Source organism: Pedobacter boryungensis, from assembly GCF_013204825.1.
Classification (GTDB): domain Bacteria; phylum Bacteroidota; class Bacteroidia; order Sphingobacteriales; family Sphingobacteriaceae; genus Pedobacter; species Pedobacter boryungensis.
The window spans coordinates 116,908-132,506 of the sequence record NZ_JABMKV010000001.1; the positions used below are offsets into that span (position 1 = coordinate 116,908).

A 15,599-nucleotide genomic window follows, 5' to 3' on the forward strand; every position below is an offset into this window, starting at 1 on the left:
ATAGCAATTCCTTTAAAAGAATATAGGTAGTTTTGCTATATGAAGTTAGCAATAAATGGTTTTGGCCGAATAGGTAGAACTTTTTTACGTACCGCACTAGAGCGTCAACTCAATGTAGTAGCAATTAACGATCTTTCCTCAGCTGCAATACTGGCTCATCTCTTCAAGTATGATTCTGTTCATGGAGTTTACAAAGGTGATGTTACTTACAAGGACGATTTATTAATTATTGATGGGAAAAAAATTAAGATTTATGCAACTGGAGATCCAAGCCAGCTTCCGTGGAAAACTTTAGAAATAGATTTAGTAATTGAATCCACAGGCAAGTTTACGAATAGAGCTAATGCATCATTACATCTTGAGGCTGGCGCAAAACAAGTTGTTATTTCTGCACCATCGAGTGATATAAGTATTCCAATGGTAGTCATTGGTGTAAACGATCATGCGATAAATCTTAAATCTGATATCATATCGAACGCGTCATGTACAACTAATAATGTTGCGCCAATGGTAAAAATTTTGGATGATAATTGGGGGATAGAGGATGGTTATATTACCACTATCCATTCTATGACTGGTGATCAAAATCTACACGACGCTCCACATAATGATTTACGCAGAGCAAGAGCTGCATCATCTTCAATTATTCCAACAAGCACGGGTGCAGCAAAAGCGATTACTCATATTTTTCCTCACTTAGATGGAAAACTTGGTGGCGCTGGAATTCGAGTGCCGGTTTTAAATGGCTCATTAACTGATTTTACTTGTATCCTTAAAAAGAAAACAACGATCGAAGATATCAATACTGCATTTAAAAAGGCTGCAGAAGATAAACTGAAATCAATTATTGAATACACGGAAGATCCAATTGTTTCTGTTGATGTTATTAATAACACTCACTCTTGTATATTTGATTCGAAACTTACCTCTATTGTTGGTGATTTGGTAAAAGTGGTAGGTTGGTATGATAACGAATCGGGATATTCGAATAGACTTGTTGATTTAGTTGAAAAAATAGCACTTATAAATGGTTAAATTTATTCCATTAGAACTTACTTTAGGACTTAGAAGTAAAATTTTAAGAAATGGTTTGCCGTCAGAAAAATGTGTATTTCCTACAGATGAGGTAGAAGGAGCTTTTCATTTAGCTTTTTATGTAGATGAGGAAATAGCGTGTATTGCATCTTTTTTCCCTAATAATTATAAGGATAAAAAAGAATTAGGATATCAATTAAGAGGAATGGCAAGCGATACTATGTTTGCTGGAAAGGGATATGGATCCCAATTAATAAAATTTGCAGTTGAATACATTAAAAATACAAATGCGCAATATGTATGGTGCAACGCTAGAAGTTCAGCTGTAAATTTCTACAAAAAACTAGGTTTCGATCTTGTTTCAAATGAATTTGAAATAGCAGGTGTTGGACCGCATTATGAAATGATTTTAAACTTATACTAAGATATGAATACAATAGACGAATGTAATTTCAAAGATAAAAAAGCGCTTGTAAGAGTAGATTTTAATGTGCCTTTGGACAAGGATTTTAATATTACGGATGATAAAAGGATGCGAGCAGCCTTGCCAACAATTAATAAAATATTAAAAGAAGGCGGCTCAGTAATTTTAATGTCGCACTTAGGGAGACCAAAAGGTGGGCCGGAAGAAAAATATTCATTGAAACATATTTTAGGTGATTTATCTAGAATGCTTGATTTAACTGTGAAATTTGCAGAGAACTGTATTGGAGATGATGTAGAGAAAAAAGCTAAAAATCTTTTTCCAGGGGAGGTTTTGTTGTTAGAGAATTTACGCTTCCATCCTGAAGAAGAAAAAGGCGATATTGAATTTGCAGAAAAGCTATCTAAACTTGGCAATGTATATGTTAATGATGCATTTGGGACTGCTCATCGTGCTCATGCCTCAACAACTATCATAGCGCAATTCTTTCCAAACGCTAAATATTTCGGTTATTTAATGGCTGAAGAATTGAAAAACGCCGAAAAAGTTAATCATGGAGCAGCTAAACCCTTTACGGCAATTATGGGCGGCGCAAAAGTTTCTGATAAAATTTTATTAATTGAAAGCTTATTAGACAAAGTTGATAATCTAATTATTGGCGGAGGTATGGCTTATACATTTGCTAAAGCGCAAGGCGGAGAAATTGGCACTTCACTTTTAGAAGAAGACAGGATGGCTTTGTGTCTTGAGTTGTTAGCAAAAGCAAAAGCTAAAGGTGTAAATTTAATTTTACCAATTGATACTGTAATTGCTGATAAATTTGATAATAATGCTTCTAAAAATCAAGTAGATACAGGAAAAATTCCAGCAAATTGGATGGGTTTAGATATTGGTCCAAAAACCATCAAATTATTTAGCGAAACAGTAAAAAATTCTAAAACTGTACTTTGGAATGGTCCGATGGGAGTTTTTGAAATGGCAAATTTTGAACAGGGCACAAAAGCTATAGCAGAAGCTGTAGTTGATGCAACAAAAAATGGGGCTTTTTCTTTAATAGGTGGCGGTGATTCGGCTGCTGCAATCGCTAAATTCGGTTTAGAAAATGAAGTGAGCTACGTTTCAACTGGTGGTGGTGCTTTATTAGAATACATGGAAGGTAAAGAATTGCCTGGCGTAAAGGCTATCCAAAATTAGATAAACTACTCATAATTAATACTTGAAGGGCGGTATTCGGATAATAATTCGAAATACCGCCTTTTTGATTCGCACTAATTTTCTTCAAAAAAACATCTAAAAATGAACTAAAGTGGGGATTTTAAATATGTTGAAAACTTTTTGTGGTAAGAAGTGGTAAATTGTGGTAGAAGTGTTTATTTTTACACTACATAAAAAGTGTTGGTGGTAAAATGATACAGCTATTAGGAGAGTTTGATTGTAAATTAGATGCGAAAGGTCGCTTAATGGTGCCTTCGAGTCTGAAAAAACAATTGCCTAGTGTAGAGCAAGAGGGCTTGGTCATTAACCGTGGATTTGAAAAGCACTTAGTGATTTATCCAAAAAAAGTTTGGGAAAGTATTGTTGCTGAGTTAAGTAAGTTAAATCAGTACGAGAAAAAAACGAGAGAATTTATCCGGTTTTTTACTCGTGGCGCAACAGAATTAAGTTTGGATGCTTCTGGTAGGGTGTTGTTGCCAAAATCTTTGTTGGAGTTTGCTGGTATTAATGGTGATGTAGTTTTAGCTTGTCAGTTCGACAAAATTGAAGTTTGGTCTAAAGCTGCTTATGATAATCTATTAGATAACGAGCCTGAGAATTTTGCAAACCTTGCAGAAGAAGTAATGGGTGGTAAAGATAGGAGAGAAGAGGATGGAAAATAATTACCACGTACCAGTTTTATTAAAGGAATGTGTAGAAGGATTAAATATTAAACCATCTGGAGTATATGTTGATGTTACTTTTGGTGGGGGTGGTCATTCTAAAGAAATATTAAAAAATTTAGGTAAAGATGGCGTGCTTATCGCTTTTGACCAAGATCCAGATGCGCAAAGAAATAAGATTGATGATCCGCGTTTTATTTTTGTAGATCAAAATTTCGGCTTCCTTAAAAATAATTTACGCTTATTGGGCTATAAACATGTAGATGGTATTTTGGCCGATTTAGGTGTTTCTTCCCATCAATTTAATGAACCTAATCGTGGTTTTTCAACTCGTTTTGAGGCAGATTTAGATATGCGGATGGATAAGCAACGTCCATTAACTGCTGCGGTGGTTTTAAATACTTACGCTGAAGATAAACTGCATAAAATCTTTGGAATTTATGGTGAGGTTAAAAATGCAAAATCATTAGCAAAAACAATTGCAACAGCTCGTATTAATCAGTCGATAGCTACGCTTGCAGATTTTAAGAGCGTAATAGCGGCTCATATCCCAAAGGGAAAAGAGAATAAATACATGGCGCAGGTTTTTCAAGCTTTGCGAATAGAGGTAAATGCAGAAATAGAGGTTTTAGAAAGTTTTTTGGAGCAAAGTGCTGCGGTTTTAAGTACAGGTGGTCGATTGGTTGTAATGTCTTATCATTCATTAGAAGATAGGCCAGTGAAAAATTTTATTGCTAAAGGAAAATTTAGAGGAGAAGTTGATAAAGATTTCTTTGGTAATGAAGAGAAACCTTTTAAATCAATAACACGCAAAGCTATAATAGCTAATGAAGAGGAGCTAGCAAGAAATAGTCGTGCTAGAAGTGCAAAACTTAGAATTGGAGAAAAAATATGAATAACCAATTCAAAAAAAGAATAAAAGAACAAGAAGAAGTGCAGGAGCAAGAAGAGTTGGAGACTGTAGAAGAACCTGTTAAAGAAGATGGTCCCACAACAGCTTTTTTTAGAAAATTATTCACTGAAGGAGTTGTAAGTAAAGAATCAGCAACGGATATGCTTCCCTTTTTGATTTTCTTATGCGTTTTGGGAATGATTTATATCGCAAATAGCCACATGGCCGTAAAAAATATACGTGATATAGATAAGTTGAATAAAGAAGTGAAAGAGTTAAGCTGGGAATACAAATCTCTAAAAGCGGATTTGATGTTTAAAAGCAAACTCACTGAAGTAGCAAGAAAAGTAGATACACTAGGGATAAAAGAACTAATTGAACCACCAAAGAAAATCATAATCAATAGAAAATGAACATTAGAGCAAATATTTTACTGCGTGTGTACTTAGCCTTTGGGTTGATTGTGCTTTTCGCCGTTGCTGTTTTGTTGAGGTTGGGTGATGTACAATTTATTCAAGGTCATAAATGGCGTGCAATGGCTGATAGTTTATCAACTAAAGAGTTTGATATCGAAGCTGCTCGTGGCAATATTTATTCTAATGATGGAAGTCTGTTAGCGACATCAGTTCCTGAGTATGAATTGCGTATGGATATGTTGGCCGGAGGAATTCAGAATAAAGAAGTATTTGATACTAAAGTAGATTCTTTGGCAATGAAATTATCTGAATTTTTTAAGGATAAAAGTGCCAAAGATTATTCTCGTTTTTTACGTAAAGCCAGACAGGATAGTGCTCGTTATGTGTTGATTAAGCGTAAGGTTTCTTATCAGGATTTAAAAGTAATCAGAACATTTCCCTTGTACAATATTGGGAAATATACTGGTGGTTTAATGGCGATTCAGCAAAATAGACGTATTAAGCCTTTTAAAGATCTAGCCTCAAGAACGATAGGTTATAAAAATGAGAATGTAAAAAATGGAGTAGGCTTAGAAGGTGCTTATGGTAATTACATTAACGGCGAGAGTGGTAAACAATTAATGCAAAGAATTAGTGGCGGTGTATGGATTCCGGTAAATAATGATGCTGAAGTTGCGCCAAAAGATGGTGCAGATATTATTTCTACCATTGATATTAATATGCAAGATTTAGCGCAAAATGCATTAAAAGAAGGACTGATTAGAAGTAAAGCTCATCATGGTGCTGTAATCGTTATGGAAGTGGCTACTGGTGAAATTAGAGCAATTGCAAATTATACTAGGAAAGAAGAGGGTGTTTACGAAGAAGCATTTAATTATGCGATTGCAGGAAATCAAGATCCTGGATCTACTTTTAAGTTGGCTTCTTACATGGCTTTATTAGATGATAAAAAGGTAGATACCAATACACTTATTGGAACTGAAAACTATAAGTTGCCAGGAGGTCATGTTATTAAAGATTCACATGGAAGTATTGGAACGGTAACCGTAAAAAGGGCATTCGAGCAATCTTCAAATTCTGCTGTAGCCCAATTAGTTACAAATGCATATCGCGATAATCCTAAAAAATTTACAGATCATTTATACGGTTGGCATCTAAATGAACGCACAGGATTGCAAATTCCTGGAGAAGCCAAACCTATAATTAAAAACCCGGAAACAAATAGAAGCTGGAACAAAAATATGACTTTGCCCCAAATGGCGTATGGTTATGAAATGATGTTAACGCCTCTAAAAATGCTGACTTTATATAATGCAGTTGCTAATAATGGTAAAATGATTTCCCCAATTTTTGTAAAGGAAATTAGAAGATTAGGGAACCCAATTGAGCAATTCAAAGCAAAGGTAATGAATGAAAAAGTTTGCTCTGACGAAACGTTGAGTAAATTAAAAGCGATGTTGGAAGGAGTGGTAACTAATGGAAGTGGTAGACAAATTGTATATAATCCTTTGTATAAAATTGCTGGTAAAACAGGTACAGCGCAAGTTGCGGATGGTAATTTAGGGTACAAAGCTAAAAAGCAATATCAGGCTTCGTTTGTTGGATATTTCCCAGCTGAAAAACCTAAGTATTCGATGATAGTTGTAATCAATGATCCAATTGGTGAATACTATGGCGCTTTAGTTTCTGGTCCAGTTTTTAGAAAAATCGCCGACCGTATTTATGCTGGTGATATAAAAATGTACAGTGGAATAAAACAAAACCTTGTAGGAAATACCAATCCGCCTGAGGCAAAAGCTGGTCAAAGCAAAGCAACCAAGAAAGTATATAACGCATTTGGCATTAAAGCACTTTATGCTGCAAAATCAGATTATTTCAATTCAGTAGATACAAGTAATGGAATCGCTTATCAGGAAAATGCGCCTGTTAAAGGAATCATGCCAAATGTTAATGGGATGGGTTTAAAAGATGCTATGTATTTAATCGGTAATGCGGGCCTAAAAGCAAAAGTAAAAGGTAGTGGAAAAGTGAGAAGTCAATCGATACAACCTGGTAGTAGGATTGGTAAAGGCTTAATGGTAGAACTAGAATTAAACTAATAAAAAGATGCAGTTGCAAGATTTACTATATGGTGTAGCAATTAAAAGTTTGACTGGAAAACCTAATCAAGAGGTTACTGGTTTGGCTTTTGATTCCCGTCAGGTAACAGAAAACACCTTATTTTTTGCAATAAAAGGAACAGTTGTAGATGGTCATGAATATATAGTTCAAACCATATCTGCAGGAGCAAGTGTAATTATCTGCGAAACATTGCCTAAAGAGACGGTATCTACTGTAACGTATGTTGAAGTAGAAAACTCTTCAATAGCTTTAGGGATTGTTGCCAGTAACTTTTATGGAAATCCATCAACCAAACTTAAATTAATAGGCATTACTGGTACAAATGGAAAAACCACTATTGCAACACTATTATTTCAATTATTTAAGGGGCTAGGTTATCATGTTGGGTTAATCTCTACAGTTCAAAATCATATCAACGAGAATATAATCCCCGCAACACATACTACACCAAATCCGATTGCTTTAAATTCCTTATTGCAAGATATGGTGAATGCAGATTGCGAATATTGTTTCATGGAAGTAAGTTCGCATGCTGTAGTTCAACATCGTATTGCGGGATTAACTTTTAGTGGTGGTGTATTCTCTAACATCACGCATGATCATTTAGATTTTCACCAAACATTTGATAATTATCTAAAAGCCAAAAAGGAATTTTTCGATCATTTACCAAAATCTTCATTCGCTTTAACAAATGTGGATGATAAAAATGGAAAAGTAATGTTGCAAAATACAAAAGCAACTAAAAAAACATACGCTTTAAAGCAAATGGCTGATTTTAAAGCAAAAATAATCGAGAATAAATTCAGCGGATTAAACTTAAACATTGATGATTTAGATGTTTATTTTAAAATGGTTGGCTCGTTTAACGCTTATAATTTATTAGCTGCTTATGCAACTGCGATATTACTAGAGCAAGACAAATTAGAGGTTTTAACCATTTTAAGCACATTAGCTGGCGCTGAAGGTAGATTTGATTATATCGTTTCGAAACAAGGAATTATCGGAATAGTAGATTATGCCCATACACCTGACGCTGTTCAAAATGTATTAAGTACTGTTGCTAATATTAGAAAAGGTACAGAGCAAGTAATTACAGTTATTGGCTGCGGTGGCGATAGAGATAAAACTAAACGCCCAATTATGGCCCAAGTGGCCTGTGATTGGAGCGATAAAGTAATTCTTACTTCAGATAATCCGAGAACAGAAGATCCACAAATTATTATTAATGAAATGGAAAAAGGTGTTTCGCCTACCAATCAGCGTAAAACCTTAAGCATTTTAGATAGAAAAGAGGCCATTAAAACTGCTTGCCATTTAGCAAAATCTGGGGATATTATCCTAATTGCAGGAAAGGGCCACGAAAAATACCAAGAAATTAATGGTGTAAGACACCATTTTGATGATAAAGAAGTGTTAACAGAACAACTAAACCAAATCAACTAATGTTATATTTATTATTCGAATATCTGCATAAGCACTATGATTTTCCTGGATTAAGGTTGTTCCAATATCTTACTTTTAGGGCTTCATTATCAATTATTCTATCGTTGATAATAACTACAGTTTATGGTCGCAGAATTATCGATTATTTACACTGTAAACAAGTTGGCGAAACCGTAAGAAACTTAGGTTTGGAAGGTCAAATGCAAAAACAAGGGACACCAACAATGGGTGGTATCATGATTTTGTTAGGTATTCTAATTCCAACGCTATTGTTTGCCAACATCACCAATGTCTATGTTGTTTTAATGATAATTACCACGGTGTGGATGGGTGTAATTGGCTTTGTTGATGATTATATTAAAGTTTTCAAAAAAAATAAGGAAGGGTTAGCTGGTAGATTTAAAGTAGTAGGACAAGTTGGTTTAGCTGTTATTGTTGGTTTAACTATGTTTTACAACTCTAACATTGTAGTAAGACAAACGGTTGATGATACTGTTGTTTCTAAAAATACCGCTCCAATGATATTGAGACAAAAAGGAGAGAAATTCTATTATACACAAGATGTAAAATCGACGAAAACCAATGTTCCTTTTTATAAAAATAACGAGTTCGATTATGCAAAAGTGCTCAAATTCTTAGGTAATGATTATGAGAAATATGCAATTATTGTTTTCTTATTTTTTGTAATTACGATAGTTACCGCAGTATCAAATGGAGCAAACTTAACAGATGGAATTGATGGACTTGCAACAGGAACATCAGCTATAATTGGTATCACATTAGGGATTTTGGCCTATGTTTCAGGTAATACGGTAATTGCCGATTACTTAAACATCATGTACATTCCTAATTCTGGTGAGCTTATTATTTTTGCAGGCGCTTTTGTGGGAGCTTGCGTAGGTTTTCTATGGTATAATTCTTATCCGGCACAAATTTTTATGGGAGATACCGGTAGTTTAACTATTGGAGGTATCATTGCAGTTTTCGCTATCATGATTCGTAAAGAATTGTTAATTCCAATTCTATGTGGTGTGTTTTTAATAGAAGTTTTATCTGTAACCCTTCAAGTAAGTTATTTCAAATACACCAAAAAACGTTTTGGCGAAGGAAGAAGAATTTTCTTGATGTCTCCTTTGCATCATCACTATCAGAAAAAAGGATATCATGAAGCAAAAATCGTAACCCGTTTCTGGATTATCGGCATTATGCTGGCAATTATCACATTCGTAACCTTAAAACTACGCTAAATGGAAACAAAGAGAATTGTAATTCTTGGAGCAGGCGAAAGCGGAGTGGGTGCGGCAAAGTTGGCGCAAAAGCATGGTTTTGATGTTTTTGTATCTGATTTTGGTGCTATTGCTGATCGCTATAAATCAGCTTTGCAAGAATTGAATATCTCTTTTGAAGAAAAACAGCATACTAATGAATTGATATTAAATGCAACTGAGGTGATAAAAAGTCCAGGTATTCCAAGTACAGCACCAATCATTAAAGCATTAATAAAGAATAATATTCCAGTAATCTCAGAAATTGAGTTTGCGAAAAGATATACCAAGGCCAAAACTATTTGCATTACAGGTTCAAATGGTAAATCAACTACTACAATGCTGACCTATCATATTCTTCAAAATGCAGGTTTGAACGTTGGTTTGGGAGGTAATATAGGCAAAAGCTTTGCGGCTCAAGTTAGCGAAGCTGAATACGATTGGTATGTATTAGAAATATCAAGCTTTATGCTGGATGATATGTATGATTTTAAAGCAGATATCGCTGTTTTATTAAATATTACTCCAGATCATTTAGACCGTTACGATTATAAATTAGAAAACTACGCTGCATCAAAAATGCGCATTGTTCAAAATCAAACCGATAAAGATTTTTTCATTTACTGCGCTGATGACGAAGAAACGATTAAATCCTTAGGAAAAACTAAAATCAATGCTAAGCAATATCCTTTTTCAATTCGAAAAAAAATAGAAGAGGGTGCTTACTTAGAAGACCAAACTATACACATCAACACACACCTTAAACAACCATTCACCATGTCAATTTCAGAGTTAGCCTTACAAGGTAAGCACAACATTTACAACTCTATGGCTTCGGGCATAGTAGCCAAAGTTTTAGAGTTACGTAATGAAACCATCCGCGAAAGCATGGGTAACTTTAAAAATATTGAACACCGTTTGGAGTTTGTAGCGAAAATCTCTGATGTAACCTATATTAATGATTCTAAAGCAACAAACGTTAATTCTACATGGTATGCACTAGAAAGCGTTGGTTCTGAGGTAGTACTAATTATGGGTGGTGTAGACAAAGGAAATGATTATACGATGTTGAAAGATTTAGTACGTAGTAAAGTTAGTGCTATTGTGTGTATGGGTAAAGATAACAAACGCATTCACGAAGCTTTTGAGGATGATGTGGATATTATTGTGAATACTTTTTCTGCAGCAGAAGCAGTTCAAGTGGCTTATCATTTAGCTAAAAAGGGAAGTACAGTGTTGTTATCTCCAGCGTGTGCAAGTTTCGATTTATTTAAAAATTACGAAGATAGAGGCAATCAGTTTAAGGCAGCAGTTAAAGAATTATAAATCATGTTTAACATTAATGCACTTTTAGAAAGAACAAAAGGAGACCGATGGATTTGGTTGATCATTATTTTGTTGTCTATGATTTCGATTATGGCAGTATATAGTGCAACTGGAGCAATTGCTTATAAAAAAGGTGTAACAGTAGAAAAATATTTGTTGTATAAGCACGTAATTTTTGTGCTTTTGGGTATCGCAATGATTTATATTTCACATTTGTTAGATTATAAATATTATTCAGGAATTTCTAAAATATTAATGATTGTCACCATACCATTATTGTTCTACACGTTAATATTTGGAAGTAGTATCAACGACGCATCTCGTTGGGTAAAAATTCCAGTAATTGGTTTAACCTTCCAAACGTCGGATTTGGCAAAATTGGCTTTGATTACCTTTTTGGCAAGGATGTTAACCCGTAAACAAGAAAATATTAAAGATGTAAAAAACTCATTCGTGCCAATTATGGGCTCAGTTTGTGTGGTTTTTATTTTAATCGCTTTAGCCAATTTATCAACTGCACTAATGCTATTTGGAGTAAGTATTCTATTGTTAATTATTGGTCGTATTAGCATTAAGCAAATTGCCATAGTTTGCGCTGGCGGATTAGTTCTCTTGATGTTTGTGGTGTTTTTAGGTCCAAGAAGGGATACCTACAAGTCGCGTATTAATGCTTTTATGCATCCAGAGAAGCAAACCTCTGATAAAAATTACCAAGCAAATCATTCAAAAATTGCTTTGGCGAGTGGTGGTTTTTTTGGTAAAGGACCAGGTAATAGTACAGAGCGTAACTTCTTACCTCATCCGTATTCTGATTTTATTTTTGCCATTATTATCGAAGAATACGGGACAGTTGGAGGTTTAGCCATTGTAGTGCTATACCTGGTTTTGCTTTACCGATGTGTGCGGATTGTAACAAGAAGCCCCAAGGCGTTTGGTGCCTTGCTGGCAGCAGGGCTAAGTTTTAGCTTAACTATACAGGCTTTTGCAAATATGGCGGTTGCAGTTGGCTTAGGACCAGTGACAGGAGTGCCATTACCATTAGTAAGTATGGGAGGTACATCAATGATATTTACAAGTATAGCATTCGGTATTATTTTAAGTGTAAGCCGAGATGTAGAAGAATATAGTAGTAAAAAGGATAAAGTTATTGTGGGAGAAATTCCATCAATGGCATAAATAAGAATAAAAAAAAATGAATAATTTCCCAAAAATTATCATATCTGGAGGTGGCACGGGCGGGCATATTTTTCCCGCTATTGCCATTGCCAATGCTTTAAAAAGCATTTTGCCTAATTGCGAAATTCTTTTTGTAGGTGCAGTAGGCAGAATGGAGATGGAAAAGGTTCCTGCCGCTGGATATAAAATTGTGGGTTTAAATATTAGTGGAATACAAAGAGGTTCAATTTTAAAAAATTTAGGTTTACCTTTTAAAGTAATTTCAGGTGTACGCAAGGCGATGAAATTAATTTCAGATTTCAAACCTGATGCTGTTGTTGGGGTTGGTGGTTACGCTTCTGGACCACTATTGTATGCTGCGTCATTAAAGAAAATCCCGTATTTAATACAGGAACAAAATTCTTATGCTGGTATTACTAATAAAATGTTAGGTAAAAATGCAGCTAAAATTTGTGTAGCATTTGATGGAATGGAATCTTTTTTTCCAGCAGATAAAATATTAAAAACTGGAAATCCTGTTAGAACAAATATTGTTGATATCGAAGGAAAACATCATGCAGGTGCTGAATTGCTAAAATTAGATCCTTTAAAGAAGACAGTATTAATTACCGGCGGAAGTTTAGGTGCAGGAACGCTAAATAAAAGCATCGAAAAACACTTGTCAGAAATTATCGCAAAAGATGTGCAGATTGTATGGCAAACAGGTAAATTTTATTACAAAGGAGTTATTGAAAGGCTAGGTTTAGACTATCATCCTAATGTTTGCATTTTGGAGTTTTTAAATAAAATGGATTTAGCCTACGCTGCTGCAGATTTGATTATTTCTAGAGCCGGTGCAGGAACAATTGCCGAATTGTGCTTAATTAAAAAGCCGGTGATTTTAGTTCCATCACCAAATGTTGCAGAAGATCATCAAACGAAAAATGCAATGGCATTAGTTAAAAATGATGCAGCAATTTTAATTACAGATCGCTCAGCTGAGGACACATTAGTTGCTGAAGCATTGAAATTATTAGAAAATACAACTCGTTGTAAATCATTAAGTGAAAATATCGGTAAAATGGCATTAAGAGATGCCGACATAATTATTGCAGAAGAAGTATTAAAATTAGTTAATAAGGGATAAATGGAATTGGCAAATATAAACAGGGTGTATTTTGTAGGTATCGGTGGTATCGGTATGAGTGCGCTTGCTCGATATTTTGCTAAACGTGGTGTTGTGGTTTGTGGATATGATAAAACTCGTACTAATTTAACAATTGAGTTAGAGCGTGAAGGGATTTTAATTACATATTTAGATGAGGAATCTTCCATTTCCGTTTGCTTTCAAAAAAACCATGACGATACTTTGGTTGTTTATACGCCAGCAATTCCTAAAAATTCTAACATCTTAAATCATTTTAAAAGTAATGGTTTTAGCTTAAAAAAACGTTCTGAAGTATTAGGGATTATTAGCCAAGGTATGTTTTGTATTGCGGTTGCAGGTACACATGGTAAAACCACAACTTCATCAATGGTTGCACATATTTTAACTGATACAGGTTTTGGCTGTACTGCATTTTTAGGTGGCATAACGAGTAATTATAATAGCAATGTTCTATTTGGAAAAAATAATGTAGTGGTTGTAGAGGCAGATGAGTACGATCGTTCTTTCCTAACACTTCATCCAGATGTAGCTGTTGTAACATCGATGGATGCAGATCATTTAGATATTTATGGTGATGAAAGCCATTTGCACGAATCGTTTCACTTGTTTGCAGAGCAGTTAAAAACAGATGGTAAATTGTTTGTTAAAGATGGATTGCCTTTAGCAGGAATTACTTATAGCGCAACTAAAAACTCTACATTAAAAGCGAGTAACATCCATGTAGAAAATGGAAACTTTGTTTTCGATTTCGAAGATGGATACACAACAATTAAAGAATTAAACTTGGCAATGCCAGGCAAACATAACGTAGAAAATGCGGTAGCTGCAATTGGTGTTGCTTTAAGTTTAGGCATTCATCCAAAAAGTATAAAAAAGGCTGTAGCATCATTTAAAGGGGTAAAAAGAAGATTTGAAAAGCAAGTAAATACAGCAAAACATATTTATATTGATGACTATGCTCATCACCCTGAAGAGTTAAGAGCGTGTTTTGATGCTGTAAAACAATTACATCCTGATAAGAAATTAACAGTAATTTTTCAGCCTCATTTATTTACACGTACTCGTGATTTTGCAGATGATTTCGCAAAAGTTTTAAGCACAGCGGATGATGTGATCTTGTTAGAAATTTATCCAGCTAGAGAATTACCTATTGATGGAGTTAATTCGCAGATGTTGTTGGATAAAATTAAAAGTTCAAACAAAGAATTATGTGGAAAAGATTTAGTAGTGCAACACATAAAGAATAAAAATCCTGAACTACTTTTGACAGTCGGTGCAGGAGATATTGATACGTTGGTAGAACCATTAAAAAATGCCTTAAATCATGCTTAGAAGAATTAATTGGAAAGCGATTTTTAAAGGGTTTGCATGGCTTGTTTGCCTTGCAGGTGTGGTTGTGCTGATGAGTTTTATTGAAATTAAAAAACATGAGGTAAAATGTACAAATGTTAAAATATTAATTCCAGGAGCCGATAATTTTATTGAACGAGAAGAGATAGACGCAATTCTAAAACAAAGTCAAGGAGAATTAATTGGACGAAATTTGGAACAGATTAATATTCACCAAATTGAAAAAACCTTAAAAGCTAACCCGTACATCGCTTTTGCAAAAGTTTATGCAGATATGAATGGGATTATAAATATTGAAGTTAAGCAACGTCAACCAGTGTTAAGAATTTTAAATGCTGGCGGACAGGATTATTATATAGATAGTGATGGATTGAAAATGCCAATGTCGCCAAACTTTACTGCAAATGTGTTGGTTGCTACAGGAAATATTTTAGAAGGATTTGGCGGTAAAGTGGATACCTTATTTACACCACTTGCTTCAGATTTATATAAAGCTGCTTTGTTTATAAAGAAAGATACGTTGTGGGATGCGCAGATTGAGCAAATGTATGTGAACGAAAAAAGTGATATAGAGTTAATTCCTCGTGTAGGAAATCAACGAATTATTTTAGGAAATGCCGATTCGCTTGAAACTAAAATGAATAATCTGTTAGCTTTTTATAAACAAGCAATGCCATTGGTAGGATGGAATGCATATAAGACCATTAATTTAAAATATGTAAATCAAATTGTTTGCGAAAAATATGATTCTTTAGCAATTAGAAAAGCTGCGCCGGTTGCAGTTGTTGATAGTACAGTTGTTGTGAAAAAGGAAGTGGATTCTTTAATAAAGGATGCTATACAAGATGAAATTAAAAAAGCATCAGCCGATGCTGCAGTAACTAAAAAAATAACACCAAAGGTTAATACACCAGTAGTTGCAAAACCAATTGTAAAAGACAAATTAGAAAAACCAGTTGTCAAAACAAGTGCAACTCCCGCAAAAACAACAACTATTAAAGAAAAACCTAAGCAGGTTGTTACAACAAAAGAAAAAACAGATACCAAGAAACCATTATGACTTTAGATCATAATAGCTTCATCACCTCTGAAAAGAAGTGAAAATAAATGAAAAACAAATAACAAAC

The 15,599-nt window shown here is 34.4% G+C and carries 14 protein-coding genes; all 14 read left to right on the top strand.

All coding sequences use genetic code 11. The annotated features are described in order from the left end of the window. Positions 1-39: 39 nt before the first annotated feature. On the top strand, positions 40-1,035 hold the full coding sequence (gene gap / locus HQN85_RS00530) for a type I glyceraldehyde-3-phosphate dehydrogenase (RefSeq protein WP_173268396.1): 996 nt from the start codon (positions 40-42) through the stop codon (positions 1,033-1,035). Beyond that, positions 1,028-1,459 (top strand): GNAT family N-acetyltransferase, encoded by a 432-nt coding sequence (locus HQN85_RS00535; protein WP_173268397.1) that lies wholly within the window; start codon positions 1,028-1,030, stop codon positions 1,457-1,459. Before gap ends, HQN85_RS00535 begins: the two co-directional genes overlap by 8 nt. 3 nt (positions 1,460-1,462) lie before the next feature. Beyond that, positions 1,463-2,653 carry a phosphoglycerate kinase gene (locus HQN85_RS00540; RefSeq protein WP_173268398.1) on the top strand — a complete coding sequence of 397 codons (1,191 nt, stop codon included), beginning with the start codon at positions 1,463-1,465 and terminating at the stop codon, positions 2,651-2,653. 212 nt (positions 2,654-2,865) lie between these two features. Next, positions 2,866-3,336 carry a division/cell wall cluster transcriptional repressor MraZ gene (mraZ, locus tag HQN85_RS00545; RefSeq protein WP_173268399.1) on the top strand — a complete coding sequence of 157 codons (471 nt, stop codon included), beginning with the start codon at positions 2,866-2,868 and terminating at the stop codon, positions 3,334-3,336. Then, positions 3,326-4,231, top strand: a complete 906-nt coding sequence (gene rsmH, locus HQN85_RS00550; protein WP_173268400.1) for a 16S rRNA (cytosine(1402)-N(4))-methyltransferase RsmH — start codon at positions 3,326-3,328, stop codon at positions 4,229-4,231. The genes mraZ and rsmH overlap by 11 nt, the downstream gene beginning before the upstream one ends. Further along, positions 4,228-4,641: an FtsL-like putative cell division protein gene (locus HQN85_RS00555; RefSeq protein WP_173268401.1), complete on the top strand. Its 414-nt coding sequence runs from the start codon at positions 4,228-4,230 to the stop codon at positions 4,639-4,641. The genes rsmH and HQN85_RS00555 overlap by 4 nt, the downstream gene beginning before the upstream one ends. After that, positions 4,638-6,743 (top strand): penicillin-binding protein, encoded by a 2,106-nt coding sequence (locus HQN85_RS00560; protein ID WP_173268402.1) that lies wholly within the window; start codon positions 4,638-4,640, stop codon positions 6,741-6,743. Before HQN85_RS00555 ends, HQN85_RS00560 begins: the two co-directional genes overlap by 4 nt. Positions 6,744-6,750: 7 nt before the next feature. Beyond that, the gene (locus HQN85_RS00565; protein ID WP_173268403.1) at positions 6,751-8,208 is read left to right on the top strand and encodes a UDP-N-acetylmuramoyl-L-alanyl-D-glutamate--2,6-diaminopimelate ligase; all 1,458 of its coding nucleotides are present in this window, start codon (positions 6,751-6,753) and stop codon (positions 8,206-8,208) included. Then, positions 8,208-9,455: a phospho-N-acetylmuramoyl-pentapeptide-transferase gene (mraY, locus tag HQN85_RS00570; protein WP_173268404.1), complete on the top strand. Its 1,248-nt coding sequence runs from the start codon at positions 8,208-8,210 to the stop codon at positions 9,453-9,455. Before HQN85_RS00565 ends, mraY begins: the two co-directional genes overlap by 1 nt. Then, entirely contained in the window at positions 9,456-10,799 is a 1,344-nt protein-coding gene (gene murD / locus HQN85_RS00575) for a UDP-N-acetylmuramoyl-L-alanine--D-glutamate ligase (protein WP_173268405.1), read from the top strand. A gap of 3 nt (positions 10,800-10,802) precedes the next feature. Continuing rightward, on the top strand, positions 10,803-11,975 hold the full coding sequence (locus HQN85_RS00580; protein WP_173268406.1) for an FtsW/RodA/SpoVE family cell cycle protein: 1,173 nt from the start codon (positions 10,803-10,805) through the stop codon (positions 11,973-11,975). A gap of 16 nt (positions 11,976-11,991) precedes the next feature. Further along, a complete protein-coding gene (gene murG / locus HQN85_RS00585; protein WP_173268407.1) occupies positions 11,992-13,101 on the top strand; it encodes an undecaprenyldiphospho-muramoylpentapeptide beta-N-acetylglucosaminyltransferase in 1,110 nt (369 codons plus the stop codon). Further along, positions 13,102-14,454 (top strand): UDP-N-acetylmuramate--L-alanine ligase, encoded by a 1,353-nt coding sequence (gene murC, locus HQN85_RS00590; protein ID WP_173268408.1) that lies wholly within the window; start codon positions 13,102-13,104, stop codon positions 14,452-14,454. Beyond that, positions 14,447-15,532 (top strand): cell division protein FtsQ/DivIB, encoded by a 1,086-nt coding sequence (locus HQN85_RS00595; RefSeq protein ID WP_246249569.1) that lies wholly within the window; start codon positions 14,447-14,449, stop codon positions 15,530-15,532. Before murC ends, HQN85_RS00595 begins: the two co-directional genes overlap by 8 nt. Positions 15,533-15,599: the final 67 nt, after the last annotated feature.